Source organism: Marinomonas sp. MED121, assembly GCF_000153025.1.
Taxonomy (GTDB): domain Bacteria; phylum Pseudomonadota; class Gammaproteobacteria; order Pseudomonadales; family Marinomonadaceae; genus Marinomonas.
In genome coordinates, this window is sequence record NZ_CH672431.1 from 764,041 (window position 1) to 784,100 (window position 20,060).

The following is a 20,060-nucleotide window of genomic DNA, read 5'->3' on the forward strand; positions in this document are numbered from 1 at the left end:
CGTCGAGCAGGTACGAAAGTAGGTCTTAGTGATCCGGTGGTTCTGTATGGAAGGGCCATCGCTCAACGGATAAAAGGTACTCCGGGGATAACAGGCTGATACCGCCCAAGAGTTCACATCGACGGCGGTGTTTGGCACCTCGATGTCGGCTCATCACATCCTGGGGCTGAAGCCGGTCCCAAGGGTATGGCTGTTCGCCATTTAAAGTGGTACGCGAGCTGGGTTTAGAACGTCGTGAGACAGTTCGGTCCCTATCTGCCGTGGACGTTTGAGATTTGAGAGGAGCTGCTCCTAGTACGAGAGGACCGGAGTGGACGAACCTCTGGTGTTCCGGTTGTCACGCCAGTGGCATTGCCGGGTAGCTACGTTCGGACGGGATAACCGCTGAAAGCATCTAAGCGGGAAGCCTCCCTCAAGATGAGATCTCACTGGAACTTTAAGTTCCCTAAAGAGCCGTTGAAGACTACGACGTTGATAGGCAGGGTGTGTAAGTGCTGTGAGGCATTGAGCTAACCTGTACTAATTGCTCGTGAGGCTTGACCATATAACGCCAAAATGGTTTAGCGTTATATTACGATTTAGAATGATGGTAAGACATCGCAAGCTGGTTTGAGGCTTGGTTATCGTTAACTTCTCTAATAAAGAGAAGACTATTCAAAAAGTATTGTTAAAGCATAAGCAAATTCGTCAATGAATAAGCCACAAACAGAGCTTGTTCTGACAAACAGAATTTCTTGATAATCATAGAGTCATTGAACCACCTGATCCCATCCCGAACTCAGCAGTGAAAAGTGGCATCGCCGATGGTAGTGTGGGAGTTCCCATGTGAGAGTAGGTCGTTATCAAGATTGAATTATAAAAAAACCAGCTCAATGAGCTGGTTTTTTTTTCGTCTAGAGAAAAGTGCGAGATAATTTTAAAGGCAAAGTGCAAAAGCCGAACTCAGAAGTGGCTCTCTATTAGCCACGCTACGCATAACAGGTAATCCCCCCGAAAATAATAGAGGTCAGTCGTAGAGTTTTCTAATAAGCTAATTACTAGGGTAATCCCCCGAAAATAATAGAGGTCAGTCGTAGAGTTTTCTAATAAGCTAATTACTAGGAGATCACGATGAAAAATAAAACCTATTCAGACAGTCAAATCATGGGCATCTTAAACCAAGCCGAGGCAGGAGTGCCCGTGGCGGAGCTGTGTCGCGAGCATGGCATTGGTAATTCGACCTTTTATAAGTGGCGAGCCAAGTACGGTGGTATGGATGCCTCTTTAATCACTCGAATGAAAGAACTCGAAGAAGAAAACCGTCGTCTTAAAAAGATGTATGCCGAAGAAAAACTCAAGGCAGAGATCATACAGGAAGCCATGGCAAAAAAGTGGTGAAGGCCGCTGACCGCAAGCCGATGGCCAAACAGGCTGTGGTGACTTATCACCTCAGTATTGCATCTGCCTGTCGGACGTTTAAGATCAGCGAGACCTGCTACCGTTATCAGCCTAAACTTAATGATGAGAATCAGTTGATTGTTGAGCAATTAATCGGGCTGACTCAAAATCAGCGTAACTGGGGCTTTGGGCTATGTTTTCTCTACTTCAGAAATGTCTGTGGTTATCCATGGAACCATAAGCGTGTTTACCGTATTTATCGTGAGCTACAGCTCAACATGCGCATCAAACCTCATAAACGCTTAGTCCGTGAAAAGCCTGAACCCTTAGCGGTGCCAGAACAAATCAATGAATGTTGGTCAATGGATTTTATGCATGATCAACTCTCAGATGGTCGACGTTGCCGTTTGTTTAACGTGATTGATGACTTTAATCGAGAAGGGTTAACGATTGATGCGGACCTATCCTTACCAGCAGAACGTGTTATACGCGCACTCAATCAGATTATTGAGTGGCGAGGTAAACCTAAAGCGATACGGTGTGATAATGGCCCTGAGTATATCAGTGAGAAGCTGGCAAGTTGGGCACAAGAAAACAGCATTGAGCTCAGTTTTATCCAACCTGGCAAACCACAGCAAAACGCTTATATAGAGCGATTTAACCGTACAGTGAGATATGATTGGCTGAGTCATTACTTGTACGAAGATATTAAAGCGCTTCAAGATAAAGCAACGCACTGGTTATGGACTTACAATAACGAGCGACCTAACATGGGCATTGGTGGCATTACACCGATACAAAAAAGGCGTTTAACGCAAACTTTAAAGTCTACACCTGAACTCCATTAAAAATGGGGGGATTACCAGCGATTTCATCATTACTGAATAGGTTAATGATGGTAGAGACGAGATGCTTTGATTATTTCTATAATTGCCTCTTGATTAAAAACACGTAGTATCAACAAGTTAGTAAATAAAGTACCTAAGTGGCTCAGAAGGGCTTAATATATATCGCATAAAACAGGGGTCACCATTGCTATTTGACCACCCTGATTCAATATAGGTGAGTAGTCATCATGGAAGGTAAGAAGGTAAATATCTGGCCAGCAAAGGCTGGTGAGCAAGATATTTCCAAAATATACCGCGCAATTTTACTTTTAAAGGATTAATAGACGTTATGGTAGCAATCCGCGCAATTAATTTAAGTGATGCTGAGGCATTAAAGGATCTGTACGCATCAATTATTGAGGAAGAGCTTCCTTATATTCTTAAAAATGCAATTCCTAGCGCTGAGGAAGAAGTAAGTTTTATTCAATCTGTGCTTAGTCATGGTGGAATGATTTTTGTTGCTGAAGATAAAAATGCACGCTTAATTGGGATGATTACGCTTAATCGTTTAGTTCACCCACAAATGATGCATCGTGCTACTTTTGGCATTTCAGTGTTACATGGATATAGAAATTTAGGGATAGGTAAACAGCTTATTGAGCGGGCAACATGTTGGTGTGTTGAAAATGATGTTTGCCAGTTGAGCTTAGAAGTATTAGCGACTAATCCCGCTGTTGGGTTATATAGAAGGCTTAATTTCATTGAAATTGGTGTCAATGCTTTAGGGTTAAAGGTAAATGGGAAATATCAGTCTATTCTAACTATGGCTAAGGAGATTGTTTAACAAGTTAGCATTGAGAATTTCATTTAGCCTCTCTTACTGTTAAAACGAATGTATAAGCCCTCAATCAAGCTAGGTATCTAACCCTCAATTAATCAGCTCCAGACAACCTAATCAATTTACCCGAATCTGTCCCTAGGTATAAATACCCTTTTGAGTCTTCTGCAATGGATCGAAACCTTTCATCTAATTCACCTAGGTAGCGTGTTTCTGTTGGTTCGCCTTGGTCGTTGAAGGTTACTAGGTTTAAGTGTCTTTTGGCCAATGCTAGGGATATGTGGTTACCTTGCCAGCCATCGAATAATTGACCTTGGTATATGTGTAAGGCGCTTGGGGCGATAGAGGGGATAAATACTTTTAAGGGATTTTCGATGCCTGCTTTTTCTGTACCATCGCCAACACTAATTGGCCCCCAGTATTCTTTACCATAGGAGACGATAGGCCAACCGTAGTTGGCACCGCGTTTGATCTTGTTTATCTCATCGCCACCTCGTGGGCCATGTTCGTTTGACCAAAGCGTGTTGGTGCCTTTATCAAAAAAGAGGCCTTGCGGGTTTCTATGGCCATAACTCCAAATGGCATCTTGAGCATCTGTTCTCCCAACGAAGGGGTTATCTTTAGGTGTACGGCCATCTAGGTGTAATCTAAGAATTGCGCCCGCGTGGTTTCGAAGGTTCTGTCCGTTTGGTCTTTCACCTCGATCACCGATACCAAAGTAAAGGTAACCTTGATTATCAAAGGCAATTCGAGAACCAAAGTGCTGGCCAGAAGTAGAGGCGGATTGAGTGATGAAAACATCTTCCCAATTGGTTAATTGCGAGCCTCTAAGCTTGGCTCTGCCTAAGGCTACTGTGGCTCCTTGTGTTGCCGGTTTGCTATAGGTGAAATAGAGCCAGCCAGATTCGTTATACTCAGGAGACGCTGCAACATCTAGCAACCCGCCTTGGCCACGAGTAGCAATTTTAGGTAAGCCAGATAATTTGGTTTGTTTGCCAGTTATTAAGTCGAGGTGAAAGGCTTGGCCTTTTCTTAGGGTAAGTACCGCCTCTGTATCACTTATTAGCGTTAGCCCCCAGATGACACCATCAAATTCGCTCACCAGATCGGCTTTTAATAAGCTGTCTTGATAGAGTGTTTTTGTCTTTATTGAAGTCGCTTGTACTGAGCTAGAAAGCACAGCACTGGAAAGAAGAGAAATAGACAGCACGGATGAGAAAAGCAACGCAGGAGTATATGTGGCTAACCAAGACTTCATCATGAAACTCTCCTTTATATGATTCTTTTTAAACTGGCTAATAGGGTATTAATCATAAGTAAGAAATACCTTAACAGATAGAGATTATTGTTCGTCTAAAAGCCAAGCAATAAAAGCCTTGATACGTTTATCGTCTTCTAGGTTCTTATGGCAAACAATACCCCATTCACCAAACCCTTTTGCTGTGTGCTCTACTGGAATAACTAAACGACCACTAGCGAGATCTTTATCGGCAAAAGGCCCATTAACGAGGGCGATGCCTTCTCCAATGATGGCCATTTCCAGCGCCGCTGCCAAGGTATCCACGTCCATACAGTTTAAGCTTGTTTGAGTCTTGTCGTCAGGCTTGTGATTAATGCCTGCGGACTCGAACCAGTTCTGCCAACTCCAGTATTTGTTTTCGGTATAGACTGAAATTAAAGGATAGTTTTTTAGGTCATGGGTTTCTAGTTGATCTGGTAATTTTGCTAAGAATTCGGGACTACAAACAGGGAAGACTTTTGATTGGAAAAAGGGCTGCCAGCTTAGGTGGTCTGATAGCGGTTGCGTTTTATAAATAATGGCAATGTCGGCGTGCTTTTCATCAAAGCGCCAGTCAGCGCTATAGGTGCTGACTTGTAATCCGATATCTGGGTGCTGCTGGCGAAACTTGTTCAGGCGTGGTGCTAGCCAACGAATTGATGTTGTGACATAGGTTTGAACTCTGAGGGCGGGTTGGCTGATGTTATCTCTAACCTCTTCCGTGCCCGCTATGAGGATGTTTAGCGCTTGGCGAACAAACTGGTAATAGCGTGAGCCTGCTTCGGTGAGGCGAATTTGCCTTCCTTCTCGTATAAAGAGTTTACAGGCTAGGCTCTCTTCTAAGGTTTGTATCTGATGGCTTATGGCGGGATGAGTTAGGTTTAGCTCCTCAGCAGCCCCTCTAACGCTTGCTAGCCTTGCTGTAGCTTCAAACCCTTTTAACGCTTTAAGAGGAGGAAGTTTGCGTAAGTCGATTTGTTCAAAAGCAGATTCATTTAATTGCTCTTTCACTTTCACCTCTATATCGATTTGTTAATTTATCTCATTAGCCATCACAAATGTCTCTTAAGCACGTTATCCATTGTGCTAAATGATTGGAAGATTTTTTTTACCGAAGTGTCAAAAAAAGATCAATTTTTCATTTTTCGCCTAGCAGTTACTCTGGTTCTATCCTTGTGAGTTAAGTCGCTTATTTTGCTCACTTGTTGCGAGAAAGCTTTTCTAATCAGATGTTTGGAGGTTCTTATGCAGGTAGGTTTTGTAGGCTTGGGTAATGTGGGTGGTCAACTGGCAGGGAGTTTACTGCGTAATGGTATGGACCTTATGGTGAGAGACATTGATGAAGGTTTAATGGCACGTTTTGCGGATAACGGCGCTAAGACAGCAGTGTCGGCAAAAGCGCTTGCTCAAGCCTGTGATGTGATTATTACCTGTTTACCTTCACCTGCTATCTGTGCCCAAGTAATGGAAGCTGATGATGGTGTCATTGCGGGTATGAAAGCAGGCGCTATTTGGTTAGAAATGAGTACCACAGATGAGGCCGAAGTCAGGCGTATTGCTGATGAGGTCGAGGCGCGAGGTGGGATGGCGGTTGATTGTCCTGTGTCAGGTGGTTGTCATAGAGCCGGAACGGGAAATATTTCTATCTTCGCTGGCTGTGAGCGTGCCACATTTGATCGAGTGCTACCTATTTTAACCACCATGGGGCGACGTATTATTCACACAGGCCCACTTGGAAGTGCATCAAAACTTAAAGTGGTGACAAACTACTTATGCAGTGTACATCTGATTGCGCTGTCTGAAGCCTTAACGGCGTCTAAAGTGATGGGTTTAGATATGAATGTGACTTACGAAGCGATCAAAGCCTCTTCTGGTAATTCCTTCGTGCATGAAACCGAATCTCAAGTCATTTTAAACGGTAGTCGTGATATCAGTTTTACGATGGACTTGGTCACCAAGGATGTTGGCTTATTTGATCAAGTGGCGAAACGCCATGGCTTACCGTTAGAGCTAGCGCCTCTTGTGGTGGATATCTTTAAAGATGGCCAGTCCCGTTATGGTGATAGAGAGTTCTCACCAAATATTATTCGTCGGTTAGAAGATGCCTGTGATGTAAAAGTATTGGGGCAAGGCTTCCCCGCTCAAATGAAAGATGATGAAAAAGAAGAAAGGGGTTATGAGGTGCAGATTCCCCTAAGAATGGACTATTAAAAAGTACTTTTAAATTGCAGCTCAAGAAAAAAGGCTTAGTGATTCTTGCTCACTAAGCCTTTTTGGTTTCTGCGTTACTTCCTTGAAAGTACTGATTCTACCCTGAATTAGCTAGGGTAGATGATGGCCTGAGTTTCAACATACTCCTCTAGCGCTTCTTCTCCCCATTCACGGCCATTGCCAGATTGCTTCACACCACCAAAGGGGGCGTGCATGGAGAAGTAGCTACCTTGAATATAAGATTGTCCTGCTTCGAGTCGCTTAGCAATGGCTAAGGCGGTTTCTGCGTCCTTGGCGTAAACCGCAGAGGATAAACCGTATTGGCTGTCATTGGCGATTGTGATGGCTTCTTCTATGTCGTCATAAGTTAGGATGCAAAGGACAGGGCCAAAAATTTCTTCTTGCGCAATGCGCATTTCTGGCGTGACTTGAGTGAAGATAGTAGGTTTTATGTAATAACCCTTGTCTAGGCGCTCGGGTAATTCAGCCCCTCCCGTTAATAAACTGGCACCTTCTTCTAAGCCTAATTGAATATAATCTTTTACCACTTGATGCTGTTTTGCTGAGGCAAGTGGCCCCATGTTGGTTTCTGCTAATCTAGGGTCGCCAACTGTGTGTTCTAGCGCCACTTGTTTCGCGACTTCTATCACTTTTTGATATTGGCTTTTAGGCACTAACATACGGGTGAGTGCATTACAGGTTTGACCTGTATTTGCCATGACATCTTCAACCCCATAACGTACGGCCGCTTCGATATCAGCATCTTGGGTGATGATAAAGGCCGACTTGCCTCCTAGCTCCTGACATACTCGCTTAACACTTGAGGCTGCGTTCTTAGCGACTTCTATACCTGCTCTTGTGGAGCCAGTGAAAGACACCATATTAACCTTTGGATGTTCTGCCAGTAGTGGGCCTATTTCATGGCCATGTCCAAATATCAGATTAAAAACGCCAGCTGGCAAACCGACCTTGTGCATGATTTCTGCCATGATGAGATCTGTTAGTGGGGTTTGCTCGGCAGGTTTTTCAATCAAGGTGCAGCCTGCTGCTAAGGCTGGAGCGAGTTTGCCGACAAGTTGATGTAAGGGGTAATTCCAAGGATTGATAAGGGCGCAAACACCAATGGCCTTTTGGGTAAGTAAGACACTTTCTCGCCTTGTTTCCTTCTCCATATTGAAAGCAAGTTTTGCATAGTAACGCATGGCATCGATAGCGCAATCTAGATGATAAGCTCCCACTAAATGAGCAGGGCAGCCCATAGAAAGTACGTGAGCTTCAATTAAGTCCTGATAGCGAGTCTGCATCTCATCAGCGATGGCATTCATATAATTCGCTCTTGTTTGTGCGCTGGTATTTGACCAAGAAGCGAATGCTTTATGTGCTGCGGCTACGGCATCTTCGACGTCTTTCACAGACGCCATTGTTACTTGGGCGATGCTGTCTTGAGTGGCAGGGTTGATGAGCGAGTAAAGTTGTGTGCTCTTTGTTCTGCGCCAATTTCCGTCTATGTAAACTTGATTTATTTGCTGCATAAGGACGACTTCCATTATTAAGCGAGTGATTGGGTGATCAGATCAGATTAATTGGCCTAAGAGCTAGGGACAATTGATATTTTTTGCCTAATAACGGTAAAAATAATTAACCAATCAAGATTACTATATGTAATGGTTTTGTGTATAGATATTCGTTTTGATAATAATGTGATAGCTTCTTTTTGACTTATTCAGAAATATAAAAAAAGAGGAAGGCCAAATGAAATTAAATAAAATAAAAAAGACCTGGCTGATGAGTGTTGGAATTGGTGTCAATGTCATGGCTTCAGGCAATTTATTTGCATCAGATCATATGCTCATGAGCGATGCTGAAATTGATGAAAGATTAAGTTACTTAGAGCAAAGCGTAAATGATGTTTCCAGCCCTTATGCCTATTGGCAATACGGTTGGAGCGGGCTTTACTCTGTTAGTGCGATGAGTAACTTTTCAACCGCCCTTGATGAAGATGATCATGATGAAGAAGTGCTGGCATGGGTGTCTGGCCTAAAATCCTCTGCTGCTTTAGCAAAGATGCTACTGGAACCTGTTCCTTTGTTATCTGAACCAGATGTGAGTGAACTGGCAAATGAGACAGAGCAAGATGAGCGAGCACTTAAGCTGTATAAGTTAAAAGAGTATGAAGCTCAGCTAAGTGCGACAGCTTTAAGAAGTGACGAGCGATATCAATGGCAAACACATGCGACAACCATAGGGGTTAACTTAGTTGCCGCTACTGCCATAGCGGCTTGGGGTGATAGTGATGATGCTTTAGGCTCTGCAGCTCTAGGAATTGGAATGGGCGAGTTGGCTATTTGGACGCAACCTACTCAAGCGACTCAAAAATGGCAAGCTTATCAGACCCGCTTTGCTGATATCGAAAAGGAAGATTTCTCTTGGTATCTAGTGCCAAAACTCAATGGAATTGATTTGGTTGTGACCTTTTAATCATGGCTATTTAAAATAGATTCCTGTGACAGGGGTATTTAAGAAAATTAAGTGTGATTAAAGAGAGTTTAGAGCATCAGCTTCTTTAGTGGCTGATGCTCAGTCTCTATGTTTTAGGAAAGGTGCTTTTTAAAGAAGTCGAGTGTCCGCGACCACGCTAGTTCTGCTTGTGCTTCATCGTAGCGACCTGTCGAGTCGTTGTGAAAACCATGATTAGTTTTTTCATAAATGAAGGCTTGGTAATCCACCTTATTGGCTTTTAATGCTTTTTCATAGGCTGGCCAAGTGGCATTTACGCGTTTATCAAGCTGAGCAAACTGAAGCATGATAGGGGCTTTGATGTCCTTAATATAGGTGTCTTTTGGTGGTGTACCATAGAAGGGGACGGCGGCATCTATCACATTCGGTAAGCGTGCTGCCAGCATGTTACTGGCATAGCCACCAAAGCAGAAGCCAACAACGCCAAGTTTTCCTGAGCTAGCAGGGTGGGCTTTTAACATTTTCGCCGCTGCCATAAAGTCGGCTTCTATCTTGCTTCTATCAAGGCTCTTCTGCATGCTGCGGCCTTCGTCATCATTACCTGGATAACCGCCAAGAGGGTGAAGTGCGTCCGGTGCAAAAGCAACAAAACCTGCTTTTGCGAGACGTCTAGCCACATCTTTAATATAAGGGTTAAGTCCACGATTTTCATGAATAACGAGGACAGCAGGGGCTGTGCCGGATAGGTTTTTTGGGGTGACTAAATAGCCTTTCCCTTCTTTATAACCTTCTGGAGAATCAAAGGTGAGGTAACTTGCTGTAATGTCGGCATCGTTGAAAGAGACTTGTTCTGCTAATGCGTAGTTAGGTGTCAGCGCACTGGCAATAACACCTAGGCTCAATCCTGCAACACCAAGTGCGCCTAATCGATTTAAAAATGTACGTCTATCTATGTCACCATGAGCATATTCGTCGTACCAGTCAAATGCCTCTTGTGGGATCTGATCTGGTGTTATTCTTTGCTGTTCTTCTGGGTGAATCTTTGGGGATAAATCTGAAACTTGCATTGCATCACTCCCTAATAGAAATCGAAATTTGGGCCATTCGGCTTCAAAAAGGCTAGCTAATAGTGAGAAGTATGTCCTATCAAATGAGACACATTTACAATAAAGTGCCTCAATTTGAATGTTTTTTGCACATTTTTCTAAGTGTTTTTGCTAATCACCTTACACTTAGTCTGGATAAAAGCAGCTCTCTATAGGCTTTTGCGCTGGCTTTTAATGTCCTTTCTTGCGTATTGTAGTCTACATAAACTAGACCAAAGCGCTTGCTGTAGCCTTCAGCCCATTCAAAATTATCCATCAAACTCCAGGCAAAATAACCTTGAATATTAACCCCTGCTTCGATGGCATTATGAATCGCATTAAGGTGTGCATTTAAATAACGTACGCGCTGCTCATCATGAACTTCACCCTCTACCAATTTGTCATCACAGGCAGCACCATTTTCAGTAATGTAAATGGGAGGAAGAGCGTATTCTTGGTTCAGTTCGAGCAAAAGCTGGGTTAAGGATTCAGGGTTTACCTCCCAGCCAATGTGAGTATATTCGACTTTGGTTGCGGGTTTTAAAACCGTTTGACGCTTTTGTTCAGGATGCCACTTCGCATGATTGCAGGTGTAATAGTTTAAACCCAGATAGTCGATAGGTTGGCTTATGATAGCCATATCGCCATCTTCTATCTGAGGGATTAATTCAGGTGATAGGGCTTTGATAACGTCTGGGTATTGACCTGTTAGTAGTGGCTCGATAAAGAAGTGGTTATCTAAAGCTTCAGCATATAGGCTTGCCATCTTGCTGCTGGCTTTATTATCCGCTGGATACGCTTTGCTCATATTCAAGACAATACCGGCTTGAGCATCAGGGCAAACTTTTTTAAGAATAGGCATGGCTAACCCATGGGCGAGTAATACATGGTGACCAGCTTGTCTTGCTTTAATGGGGTCTGCTAAACCCGGTGCATGGATGCCTTCTCCATAACCTAAAATGCTAGTGCACCAAGGCTCATTAAAGGTGGTCCATACATCAACCCATTGACCAAGTTGTTCAGCAGCAAGTTGAGCATATGCTTGGAATTTGTAAGCTGTCTCTCGGTTAAGCCAGCCGCCTCTCTCTTCTAAGTGTTGGGGTAAGTCCCAATGATAAAGGGTAACAAAGGTTTTAATTTGGTTGGCTTTCAATTGTGTTAGTAGATTGCGATAAAAGGCAATGCCTTTGGGGTTTGCTTTGCCTTCTTTATCCATTAATCGTGGCCAAGCAATAGACAGCCTATAGGCATCCACGCCTAATGATTTGATTAGCTCTATGTCTTCTTGCCATTTGTGATAATGATCACAGGCTATGGCACCATCATCGCCATTAAATACTTTGCCAGGTGTCGCGCAAAACCTATCCCAGATAGATTCAATTCTACCATCGAGCTGATTTGCTCCTTCAATTTGAAACGCGGCTGTAGCAACGCCGAAAGTAAAGTTAGTCTTTAATAACGCAGAGTGGCTTGGTAATGAGATGGACATATAAAGGGCTCCATTAGTATCTACTTAATGGAATGAGTTAAATAGAATCAAGTATGACATGCAAGGTGATCACAGCTTAATTAAGTTGATTAACAAAATTAAGTTCGTTAAGTAATTTAAGCTTAAATACTAAATTTTAAGTTGTGCTCTCACCTAAAAAGATCATAGGAACTAAGCGTTTTCCTGATTGTGTGTAGGCCCGAAAACGTTGCTTTAATTCCTCAGGTAAGCATTCTTCTGAAATGCGAGAAAAGTGCGAGTTTTGATAAAAGTTTTCTAAATGTTCAAAGGCAAAGCAATAGCATTGTTTTGCTGAAAACGGTTGGCTTTCATCATGATGTAATGCATTTAACAAAGCCTGCCCAAGACCTAAATTACGAAAATCGGGATGAGTGACCATAGCTGTGAGTAACTGGCAGTGCTGGAATTGCTTTAACCTCAAACACACTCTAATTTGCTTGTTATCTTCTAGTACCCAAATAGGGTCTGCCTTATTTGCTTTTCCAGCAGGGTAATGTGCTTGGTAAAACCTCTTTACCAAGGGAAAGCGTAACCTATTTATTAATCTATGTTGAAGTGGGTTTCTCATATGGGTAAGAGTTAACAAGTGGAATAAAAACAAGATGATAAAATATGGAGTTTTAAATAAATAGGCTTAGCCTTGAGTATATTTGATAGGATTAACGCTTAGATAAGATATTGATGCGATTGCTAAGGGATATATGATGATACGAGTATTTAAGGATTTGTTTAACATAGCAGGCACCTATGCTGTATTGGCGCTTTTATGTGCGAGTGTAGTGCAAGCACAATGGCCAATACCTCAAAAGAACCAAGCATTTTCTTCTTATCTTCAACAAACTGATGCTTACCTAATGCAGCATAAAAGCTGGTTAGTTAGTGCTAACAAACAGGTCGAAAAAACTGCTGTAATGCCTTTTGAGATCAAGCCAGGTATGAGCTGTAAAGAAAATGGTATAGGGGTTTTGTTAGTGCACGGCTTGTCTGACTCCTCCTACTCATTACGTTCGATGGGTGACGCACTGGCTAAACGATGCTTCTGGGTGAGGTCAATCTTATTGCCTGGTCATGGGACTAAAGCAGAAGATCTTATTGATGCTAAGCGTCAAGAGTGGAGAGCTGCAGTGAAGGCTGCGGTTTATAATTTTGCTCAAGAAACAGATTCTTTGTATATCGCAGGTTATTCTACGGGTGCAACTTTAGCTGTGGATTATATGCAAAAGCCAGAAGTGAATTTATCCGGCCTCATATTGTTTTCTCCCTTGTTAAAAATTAATACCAGCGCGGATTGGCTGACACCTATTGTGGGGCTCTTTGTTAATTGGCTTGATCGCAAAACGCCAGATGATTACGCCAAGTATGCATCGATACCTGTTCCGGCTATGGCGGAGGTATTTCATTTAGCAACAGAGGTGAGAAAAGGGCTGAGGCAACAGGCATTAACAATCCCTGTCTTTATTGCTATGTCGGCAGAAGACAATACAGTGAATAGTAAACTTAATTTAAAGTACTTTAAACGCCATATGACAAATGCCGCGTCGCGCTTATGGCTTTATTCAAATAAGGCTGTCAATTTCCCAGATCCTAGAATCGAAGAAATTAACAGTTATGATGAGTCCCTTAAAATCACCGGATTTTCACATATGTCTGCCCATATGAGCCCTTTGGACCCATACTATGGAAAAGCAGGCAGCTACCGAGTTTGCCAATGGTATAAAGATGATGAGCTAGCGCAATGTAAGCAAGATGTGAACGGTTGGTCGGGTGAAAAAGGACGCTTGTTAGAGAGTAAGAGTCCCCATGGGGCTAGACTAAGCTGGAATCCAGATTTTGAACGGCTGGTGGATTACATTAGCCAATATATGCTGCAACATGCGGTGAAGCATTGAAGCATTTGATGTTTCTAAGATGGTCAATAGAGTTTTATAAAATGAATGAGTCAAAAGGTATATAAATGAAGCAAGTTATCAAGCTAGGACAGCAGCTCTTATTAGGTGTTTTGTTAGCGGGTGCAACTCATGTCATGGCAAGTGTCTCTGTATCGCCTCAACCCAACCAAGCCTTCGAAGACTATCTCATTCAGGCTGATGCATTTTTAGAAGAAAATAAAAAATGGCTAAACTCGCATAATTCGACATTAGAAAAGTCTGCTGTCATGCCATTTGAAATCAAACCTGCAGCAGAATGTGAGCAACAGGATGTGGGGGTTCTTTTATTACATGGGCTTTCTGACTCTCCCTATTCTCTTTATTCCTTTGGGCAGGCATTAGCTCAGCGGTGTTTGTGGGTTAGAGCTGTATTGTTGCCAGGACATGGAACAAGAGCAGAAGACTTGATCGATGTTGAAAGAGATGAATGGCGTCAAGTGACTAAAATCGCTGTTGAGAATTTCGCGCAAGAAACTAAGAGTCTTTTTATTGCTGGTTTCTCGACGGGAGGGGCGCTTGGGCTAGATTATGCTCAGGATAATATTGCCGGAGTAGATGGCCTTATTTTGTTCTCGCCTTTGTTAAAGATTAATTCGAGTATTGATTGGCTGTCTCCTTATCTGGCGCCCGTTTTAACCTGGTTAGAGCATAAAGAAAGTGACGATTATGCTAAATATGCTTCTATTCCGGTGCCCGCCATTGCTCAGGCCTATGAGTTAGCCGCAGAGGTGCGCCATGGATTAGAGCAGCAAGCATTAAAGCTTCCTGTCTTTGTTGCTTTGTCTGCTGAAGACTCAACCGTCGATAGTGCCGTCACACTGGATTATTTTAGGCGAACTATGGTGAATGCTAATTCAAAAACCTGGCTTTATTCCAATAAGGCGGTGAATTTTGATGATGCCAGAGTGCAAGAGTTCAATGCTTACAACGAAGATCTAAGAATTACAGGCCTCTCCCATATGTCCATTCATATTGATCCGCTAGACCCTTATTATGGAAAAGAGGGGAAATACAAGGTTTGTTCTTGGTATCAAGATGACGCGCTGAGGCAATGTAAGCAAGATAAGAGTAACTGGTTGGGTGAAAAGGGTGATTTACTCACCGAAAAAAGCAGTTACGGTGGGCGTTTAAGTTGGAATCCAGACTTTACTCGGCTGGTGGATCAAATAACGCAATACATCAACACTATACAGTGAAAATACGGTAAAATTTTTGACTATTTATGCTTTGTTAGTGAGCCAAATGCTTACTGATAATGTTGCTCAATCAAGGTTTGGAGATGAGAATGCGTGACCTTTTGCTATTGTTGGCGGATAGCCAATTCCATTCAGGTGAAGAGTTGGGAGAGGCGTTAGGTGTTACGCGTGCAGCCATATGGAAGAAGCTAAAAAAACTTGAGCTGTTGGGTATTCGTTTGCACTCAGTAAAGGGTCGAGGATATCGATTACCTTATAAAATTGAATTGTTAGATGCGAAAATACTGGCACAATCCGTAGCTGGAATTCCTATTTCTGTGTGCTTTGAGACCAAATCAACGAATGATGATGTGAAGCAATTGATCAATTCCGGTGCCGTCATGCCTCAAGTGGTTGCGACTGAAATTCAAAACCAAGGTAAAGGTCGTCGTGGTCGTCAATGGCAAGGTGGAGTTGCTAAAAACATCATGATGTCATTTGGCTGGCGTTTTGAAAGCGGTATCTCTGTGATAGAAGGGCTGAGTCTAGCGGTCGGTGCTGCTGTGGCTAGGGTGCTAAAAAAACATGGTGTCGAATCTGTAGGTTTAAAATGGCCTAATGATGTGCAAGTCGACGGCAAAAAAATCTGTGGTGTGTTGCTTGAAATGGTCGCAGATCAAGATATTTGTGATGTTATTATTGGCGTTGGTTTGAATGTTTCTATGTCTGAACAAGATATGCAAGACATAGATCAGCCTTGGACAGATGTGATGCAACAAACTTCTGAAGATGTGAGTCGTAACCAAATTTTAGCGGATCTTGTGAATGAGCTAGAGCAGGTGTGTAAGACCTTTGATAAAGGTGATGGTCTAGCGGCATATTTGACTGAATGGATGCAGCAAGATCTACTTAAAAATCAAGCAGTGCGTCTGATAAGTGGTAACACAGAAGAGTTAGGTATTGCCAGGGGCATAGATGCGAAAGGGGCTTTGTTATTTGAGCAAGATGGACAGGTAAAAGCCTTGTATGGAGGTGAAGTGAGTGTCCGCAAGCAATAAAGTTCTCGTCGTCGATGCGGGTAATACCAGTGTGAAATGGGCGGCTTTTGAGCAAGATGAGTTAACTTATATTAGTCGAGACTTACAGCTTGGTCATCTTGATGCTGATGCCGTTAATTTGCTTTCTCTTGCGCCAGAGCGCATCTATTTTGCGAGTGTTAGAGGTGATGAGGATGAGGCTTCTTTGAGGAAGTTTATCCATCAAAGCTTTCCTGATGCTAGCTGTTATGAATTGAAGAGCCAGCGAATGTCCTGTGGTGTTCGTAATGCCTATGAAGATGTGTCCCGTTTAGGTATTGATAGGTGGTTAACAGTAATAGCGGCATTTGATGCAACTCAAGATACCGTTGTGATTGATGCAGGAACTGCACTAAAAGTTGAGTTTGTTGATGCTAATGGTCAGTATCGAGGCGGTTATATTGTGCCTGGGCAAATCATGATGGAAAATATGCTGGTGGAGAAAACCGGTAAGATTCGATTTAATGATGAAGATCTTGTTAACTATCAAGGGCAAATAAATAACACAGGTCTAGCTGTGCACATTGGTTGCTGGGAAATGACCTTAGGTTTGGTTGAAAGGGTATTAAGCCAGCATCAAACAAGCCGTTTTGTATTTACTGGCGGAAACGGTAAAAAAATAATGCAGGCATTAAAGATACAGGCACAATACGAGCCTCACTTAGTGTTAAAAGGCGCTAAGAAATTGGGAGACGAATGGGTGAACCAAGAATGAAGTGGTTGTTTTTTCTATTAGTGATAGTAAATGTGACTGTATTTGGCTGGTATAGCGTTTCGAGTAAACAGCCTACCATGGATTCAGATCCTATTTATGCGCCACCTGTAAGCAGAAAAATTCTGACTTTGAATGAGTTGCCGATAGCGGCCGAAGAGACTAAACAAACAGCAAAAGAAGTACAGTTTAAATCTGTTGAACAAGAGCTTAGAGAGATAACTAATGCGTTTGAACAGGTTTCATCTGTTAACTCAGGTCAATTCTTTTGTCCTAGAATCGAATTTGAAAAAGAACAAGATAAAACCACTTTTTTGCCACAAATTGATACTTTAGGTTGGCCTTATAAGGAGTCAACAATCGAAGGTGAGCGAGAAAAATACTGGCTTTATATTAGTGCTCCAAGTACCCGTGCCCAGGCAACTCGCATTGTTAATGCGTTGAAAGTGCGTGGGATTGATAGCTTTATAATTAATCGTGGTGAAATGAAAAATCGCATCTCTTTAGGTTTGTATTCAGTTTCAATTACTGCTGAGCGTGAGCGCTCAAGGATTAGTGAGCTGTCAGGTTATGATGTGAAGGTTTATCGTCACTTACGCAAGGTGCCTATTTCTGTTGTGCAAATTACCGATGGGATTATTGAATCTGAGTGGAAGGCTTTCACTAACCAGATAAATTTCGGCAAGATGATGATAAAGTTAGAAAAAAATCCTTGTTAGGTGTTGCAATTGCGTTTTCGATTCATATAATGGCTCGCACCTTTTGGGGTTATTGCAAGAGTTAGTTGCAGTAGTGGAGGGGTTCCCGAGTGGCCAAAGGGAGCAGACTGTAAATCTGCCACGAAAGTTTCGGTGGTTCGAATCCACCTCCCTCCACCAATTTGCGAGTATGGTACAATGGTAGAACCTCAGCCTTCCAAGCTGATGATGCGGGTTCGATTCCCGCTACTCGCTCCAATTGCTCATGTAGCTCAGTTGGTAGAGCACACCCTTGGTAAGGGTGAGGTCGGCAGTTCAAATCTGCTCATGAGCTCCAGTGTTACTTCAAAAAATAAATAGGGTGGCGATACGCCTTTTTTATTGTCTGTTTTTTGGGCAAAACCACTTGCGAATTGCTTTGTAAGTCGGTATCATCCACCGCCCATGTGAATGTAGGCCAGTAGTTCAGCTGGTAGAGCGTCGGTCTCCAAAACCGAATGTCGGGGGTTCGAATCCCTCCTGGCCTGCCAATTTCACATCCTAATTCTTTGCTAGGGATCACCTAAAATATGAGTTCAAGTACTGAAGCTCAAGCACCTAACGCTGATATTTTTAAGTGGGTTGCTGTTGTGCTGCTGGTCACTGTTGCTGTGGTCGGTAATAACTATTTTTCTGAAGAATCGTTGCTGTATAGGCTGATAGCTATTTTGGTTTTAGCTGGATTAGCCGGTTTTATAGGTTTGCAGACGGTTAAAGGTAAGGCGTTCTCTGTGTTGGCGCGTGAAGCGAAAACTGAGATTCGTCGTGTTGTATGGCCGACAAGACAAGAAACCGTTCAAACTACTTTGATCGTGTTGGCTGTTGTAATTTTTATGTCTCTAGTGCTGTGGGGAGTTGACTCTTTTCTTGGTTGGGTCGTTTCTTCGGTAATAGGTTAGGAGTTGTTCGTGGCGAAACATTGGTATGTAGTACATGCGTACTCAGGGTATGAAAAGCACGTGATGCGTTCGCTTACAGAACGAGTTCAGATCATGGGCATGGAAGACTATTTTGGTGAAATCTTGGTTCCAACTGAGGAAGTAGTTGAAATTCGAGATGGCAAAAAGCGCAAGAGCGAAAGAAAGTTCTATCCAGGTTATGTGTTAGTGCAGATGGATATGAATGACGACTCTTGGCATTTGGTGAAGGGTACTAGTCGTGTGCTAGGTTTTATCGGCGGAACCGCAGATAAACCTTCTCCAATCACAGAAAGAGAAGCTGATGCGATATTGCAACGCGTTAGTGATCGCGCAGATAATCCTCGTCCTAAGACTTTGTTCGAAGTGGGTGAGGTTGTGCGAGTTATTGATGGTCCATTCGCTGACTTTAACGGTGTCGTTGAAGAAGCGGACTACGATAAAAGCCGAATCAAGGTTGCAGTGCTTATCTTCGGACGCTCAACACCTGTTGATTTGGAATTTAGTCAGGTCGAAAAGTCCTGATATTTATAACCGGGTAGCCTTAGGGCTGTGACCCAAACGGAGTTAAAAAATGGCTAAGAAAGTCGAAGCTTATATCAAGCTACAAGTTAAAGCGGGTCAAGCGAACCCAAGTCCGCCAGTTGGTCCTGCTCTAGGTCAACATGGTGTGAACATCATGGAATTCTGTAAAGCATTCAATGCCAAAACTCAAGGCGTTGAAGCAGGTCTTCCTACACCTGTAATCATCACTGTTTACAGTGATCGTAGTTTCACTTTTGAAACTAAATCTACACCGGCTTCAGTGCTTCTTAAGAAAGCAGCTGGCCTTAAGAGTGGTTCTCCACGTCCAAACACTCAAAAAGTTGGTACTGTTACACGTGCACAACTTGAAGAGATCGCTACAGCTAAAGCAGAAGATCTGACTGCAGCTGATATGGATGCGGCAGTTCGTACTATCGCTGGTAGCGCACGCGCTATGGGTCTTGATGTAGAAGGTGTTAACTAATGGCTAAGCTAACTAAACGCGCTCGTTTGATCGCTGAAAAAGTTGAATCTACTAAGCAGTACTCTGTTGAAGAAGCGGTAGCGCTTTTATCTGAGCTTTCTACTGTTAAGTTTAAAGAATCTGTAGACGTATCTGTAAACTTGGGTGTTGACCCACGTAAATCTGACCAAGCTGTTCGTGGTGCGACTGTACTACCAAACGGTACTGGTAAAGATGTACGTGTTGCTGTTTTCGCGCAAGGTGCAAATGCTGAAGCGGCTCTAGCTGCTGGTGCTGATGTTGTAGGTTTTGATGACCTAGCTGCAAAAGTTAAAGAAGGCGAGTTGGATTTTGATGTTGTAATTGCATCTCCAGACGCTATGCGTGTTGTTGGTCAGTTGGGTCAGATTCTTGGTCCACGTGGTCTTATGCCTAACCCGAAAGTGGGTACTGTAACTCCTGATGTTGCAACGGCTGTTAAGAACGCTAAATCTGGTCAAGCGCGTTACCGCACAGACAAAAACGGTATCATCCATGCAGGTGTTGGTTCTATCGACTTTACTGCTGATGCTGTTAAAGGCAACCTTGAAGCGCTATTGGGCGACCTACGTCGTGCTAAGCCTGCTTCTGCTAAAGGTGTCTACATGAAGAAAGTAACCTTGTCCTCTACAATGGGACCTGGTTTGGTACTTGATTTAGGCTCTTTGAGCTTCTAAATCAAACTTTGGGGTCTCTGTGTTTTACATTTAGGTGTATTTCAGAGGCCGTCAAAGACCGTAGGAATCGAATGGTTTAATTAAACATTGTGAAATGTTTGTCCTGCGCAGATGGTGTGGTCCCGATTCAGATTAACTGGATCCAGCTCACCAGTGAGTACTCCAACATTTTGTTGGGGAATTGGTAAAATTGGGGATGCTTATATCCCTGTCAATCCAGGAGAAAA

General features: G+C 43.0%; 19 protein-coding genes, 4 tRNA genes and 1 rRNA gene. 18 read left to right on the plus strand and 6 right to left on the minus strand.

Annotation, left to right across the window (positions count from 1 at the left end; genetic code table 11):
• The first annotated feature begins 733 nt into the window (after positions 1-733).
• The 3 genes from rrf to MED121_RS15050 all read left to right on the plus strand — a co-directional run bounded on the left by rrf (position 734) and on the right by MED121_RS15050 (position 3,048).
• Positions 734-848 (plus strand): 5S ribosomal RNA (gene rrf, locus MED121_RS15035).
• A 262-nt stretch (positions 849-1,110) separates the two neighbouring features.
• Positions 1,111-2,225 (plus strand): IS3 family transposase gene (locus MED121_RS15045; protein ID WP_085987748.1). Its coding sequence is split into 2 segments (ribosomal slippage): positions 1,111-1,363 and positions 1,363-2,225, totalling 1,116 coding nucleotides; the frame shifts between segments, so codons are not numbered across the junction.
• Positions 2,226-2,553: 328 nt separating this feature from the next.
• Entirely contained in the window at positions 2,554-3,048 is a 495-nt protein-coding gene (locus tag MED121_RS15050) for a GNAT family N-acetyltransferase (protein ID WP_009834583.1), read from the plus strand.
• 88 nt (positions 3,049-3,136) lie between these two features.
• Here the strand turns inward: MED121_RS15050 and MED121_RS15055 are convergent, their stop codons facing one another.
• Together MED121_RS15055 and MED121_RS15060 are read right to left on the minus strand one after the other, a co-directional pair.
• A complete protein-coding gene (locus MED121_RS15055) occupies positions 3,137-4,303 on the minus strand; it encodes a PQQ-dependent sugar dehydrogenase (protein ID WP_009834584.1) in 1,167 nt (388 codons plus the stop codon).
• 81 nt (positions 4,304-4,384) lie between these two features.
• Complete coding sequence (locus MED121_RS15060) at positions 4,385-5,332, minus strand: LysR substrate-binding domain-containing protein (RefSeq protein ID WP_116371633.1); 948 nt, start codon at positions 5,330-5,332, stop codon at positions 4,385-4,387.
• 234 nt (positions 5,333-5,566) lie between these two features.
• Here MED121_RS15060 and MED121_RS15065 point away from each other — a divergent pair, with 234 nt between their 5' ends.
• The gene (locus MED121_RS15065) at positions 5,567-6,532 is read left to right on the plus strand and encodes an NAD(P)-dependent oxidoreductase (protein ID WP_009834586.1); all 966 of its coding nucleotides are present in this window, start codon (positions 5,567-5,569) and stop codon (positions 6,530-6,532) included.
• A gap of 107 nt (positions 6,533-6,639) precedes the next feature.
• Here MED121_RS15065 and MED121_RS15070 read toward each other — a convergent pair whose 3' ends face one another.
• Positions 6,640-8,064 carry an aldehyde dehydrogenase family protein gene (locus MED121_RS15070; protein ID WP_036180578.1) on the minus strand — a complete coding sequence of 475 codons (1,425 nt, stop codon included), beginning with the start codon at positions 8,062-8,064 and terminating at the stop codon, positions 6,640-6,642.
• A 220-nt stretch (positions 8,065-8,284) separates the two neighbouring features.
• Between MED121_RS15070 and MED121_RS15075 the strand changes: the two genes are divergently transcribed.
• Positions 8,285-9,010 (plus strand): hypothetical protein, encoded by a 726-nt coding sequence (locus MED121_RS15075; protein ID WP_009834588.1) that lies wholly within the window; start codon positions 8,285-8,287, stop codon positions 9,008-9,010.
• 113 nt (positions 9,011-9,123) lie between these two features.
• Here the strand turns inward: MED121_RS15075 and MED121_RS15080 are convergent, their stop codons facing one another.
• From MED121_RS15080 to MED121_RS15090, 3 genes are all read right to left on the minus strand, one after another.
• Positions 9,124-10,056: a dienelactone hydrolase family protein gene (locus MED121_RS15080; protein WP_009834589.1), complete on the minus strand. Its 933-nt coding sequence runs from the start codon at positions 10,054-10,056 to the stop codon at positions 9,124-9,126.
• A 154-nt stretch (positions 10,057-10,210) separates the two neighbouring features.
• Positions 10,211-11,563, minus strand: a complete 1,353-nt coding sequence (locus MED121_RS15085) for a GH1 family beta-glucosidase (protein WP_009834590.1) — start codon at positions 11,561-11,563, stop codon at positions 10,211-10,213.
• A 136-nt stretch (positions 11,564-11,699) separates the two neighbouring features.
• Positions 11,700-12,104 carry a GNAT family N-acetyltransferase gene (locus MED121_RS15090; protein WP_242603212.1) on the minus strand — a complete coding sequence of 135 codons (405 nt, stop codon included), beginning with the start codon at positions 12,102-12,104 and terminating at the stop codon, positions 11,700-11,702.
• A 184-nt stretch (positions 12,105-12,288) separates the two neighbouring features.
• Between MED121_RS15090 and MED121_RS15095 the strand changes: the two genes are divergently transcribed.
• The 13 genes from MED121_RS15095 to rplA all read left to right on the plus strand — a co-directional run bounded on the left by MED121_RS15095 (position 12,289) and on the right by rplA (position 19,833).
• Positions 12,289-13,473, plus strand: a complete 1,185-nt coding sequence (locus MED121_RS15095) for an alpha/beta fold hydrolase (RefSeq protein ID WP_050764593.1) — start codon at positions 12,289-12,291, stop codon at positions 13,471-13,473.
• A 65-nt stretch (positions 13,474-13,538) separates the two neighbouring features.
• Positions 13,539-14,708 carry an alpha/beta fold hydrolase gene (locus MED121_RS15100; RefSeq protein ID WP_009834593.1) on the plus strand — a complete coding sequence of 390 codons (1,170 nt, stop codon included), beginning with the start codon at positions 13,539-13,541 and terminating at the stop codon, positions 14,706-14,708.
• Positions 14,709-14,797: 89 nt separating this feature from the next.
• Entirely contained in the window at positions 14,798-15,745 is a 948-nt protein-coding gene (birA, locus tag MED121_RS15105; RefSeq protein ID WP_036180582.1) for a bifunctional biotin--[acetyl-CoA-carboxylase] ligase/biotin operon repressor BirA, read from the plus strand.
• Entirely contained in the window at positions 15,729-16,478 is a 750-nt protein-coding gene (locus MED121_RS15110) for a type III pantothenate kinase (RefSeq protein ID WP_009834595.1), read from the plus strand. Before birA ends, MED121_RS15110 begins: the two co-directional genes overlap by 17 nt.
• Positions 16,460-17,194, plus strand: a complete 735-nt coding sequence (locus MED121_RS15115) for an SPOR domain-containing protein (RefSeq protein ID WP_131470991.1) — start codon at positions 16,460-16,462, stop codon at positions 17,192-17,194. The genes MED121_RS15110 and MED121_RS15115 overlap by 19 nt, the downstream gene beginning before the upstream one ends.
• 75 nt (positions 17,195-17,269) lie before the next feature.
• Positions 17,270-17,353, plus strand: a tRNA-Tyr gene (locus tag MED121_RS15120).
• Between the two features lie 4 nt (positions 17,354-17,357).
• Positions 17,358-17,431 (plus strand) — tRNA-Gly (locus MED121_RS15125).
• Between the two features lie 3 nt (positions 17,432-17,434).
• Positions 17,435-17,510 (plus strand) — tRNA-Thr (locus MED121_RS15130).
• A gap of 117 nt (positions 17,511-17,627) precedes the next feature.
• Positions 17,628-17,703 (plus strand) — tRNA-Trp (locus MED121_RS15135).
• Positions 17,704-17,742: 39 nt separating this feature from the next.
• Positions 17,743-18,111, plus strand: coding sequence for a preprotein translocase subunit SecE (gene secE, locus MED121_RS15140; RefSeq protein ID WP_009834598.1), 369 nt, complete (start codon positions 17,743-17,745; stop codon positions 18,109-18,111).
• Positions 18,112-18,120: 9 nt separating this feature from the next.
• Positions 18,121-18,654 carry a transcription termination/antitermination protein NusG gene (gene nusG, locus MED121_RS15145; protein WP_036180585.1) on the plus strand — a complete coding sequence of 178 codons (534 nt, stop codon included), beginning with the start codon at positions 18,121-18,123 and terminating at the stop codon, positions 18,652-18,654.
• Between the two features lie 49 nt (positions 18,655-18,703).
• A complete protein-coding gene (rplK, locus tag MED121_RS15150; protein WP_009834600.1) occupies positions 18,704-19,138 on the plus strand; it encodes a 50S ribosomal protein L11 in 435 nt (144 codons plus the stop codon).
• Positions 19,138-19,833 (plus strand): 50S ribosomal protein L1, encoded by a 696-nt coding sequence (gene rplA, locus MED121_RS15155; protein ID WP_009834601.1) that lies wholly within the window; start codon positions 19,138-19,140, stop codon positions 19,831-19,833. The genes rplK and rplA overlap by 1 nt, the downstream gene beginning before the upstream one ends.
• Positions 19,834-20,060: the final 227 nt, after the last annotated feature.

Excerpts from the sequence above, each read along its gene's own strand:
- MED121_RS15050 (WP_009834583.1), top strand. The coding sequence starts at position 2,554 with ATGGTAGCAATCCGCGCAATTAATTTAAGTGATGCTGAGGCATTAAAG.
- MED121_RS15055 (WP_009834584.1), bottom strand. The coding sequence starts at position 4,303 with ATGATGAAGTCTTGGTTAGCCACATATACTCCTGCGTTGCTTTTCTCA.
- MED121_RS15065 (WP_009834586.1), top strand. The coding sequence starts at position 5,567 with ATGCAGGTAGGTTTTGTAGGCTTGGGTAATGTGGGTGGTCAACTGGCA.
- MED121_RS15070 (WP_036180578.1), bottom strand. The coding sequence starts at position 8,064 with ATGCAGCAAATAAATCAAGTTTACATAGACGGAAATTGGCGCAGAACA.
- MED121_RS15075 (WP_009834588.1), top strand. The coding sequence starts at position 8,285 with ATGAAATTAAATAAAATAAAAAAGACCTGGCTGATGAGTGTTGGAATT.
- MED121_RS15080 (WP_009834589.1), bottom strand. The coding sequence starts at position 10,056 with ATGCAAGTTTCAGATTTATCCCCAAAGATTCACCCAGAAGAACAGCAA.
- MED121_RS15085 (WP_009834590.1), bottom strand. The coding sequence starts at position 11,563 with ATGTCCATCTCATTACCAAGCCACTCTGCGTTATTAAAGACTAACTTT.
- MED121_RS15095 (WP_050764593.1), top strand. The coding sequence starts at position 12,289 with ATGATACGAGTATTTAAGGATTTGTTTAACATAGCAGGCACCTATGCT.
- MED121_RS15100 (WP_009834593.1), top strand. The coding sequence starts at position 13,539 with ATGAAGCAAGTTATCAAGCTAGGACAGCAGCTCTTATTAGGTGTTTTG.
- birA (WP_036180582.1), top strand. The coding sequence starts at position 14,798 with ATGCGTGACCTTTTGCTATTGTTGGCGGATAGCCAATTCCATTCAGGT.
- MED121_RS15115 (WP_131470991.1), top strand. The coding sequence starts at position 16,460 with ATGGGTGAACCAAGAATGAAGTGGTTGTTTTTTCTATTAGTGATAGTA.
- secE (WP_009834598.1), top strand. The coding sequence starts at position 17,743 with ATGAGTTCAAGTACTGAAGCTCAAGCACCTAACGCTGATATTTTTAAG.
- rplK (WP_009834600.1), top strand. The coding sequence starts at position 18,704 with ATGGCTAAGAAAGTCGAAGCTTATATCAAGCTACAAGTTAAAGCGGGT.
- rplA (WP_009834601.1), top strand. The coding sequence starts at position 19,138 with ATGGCTAAGCTAACTAAACGCGCTCGTTTGATCGCTGAAAAAGTTGAA.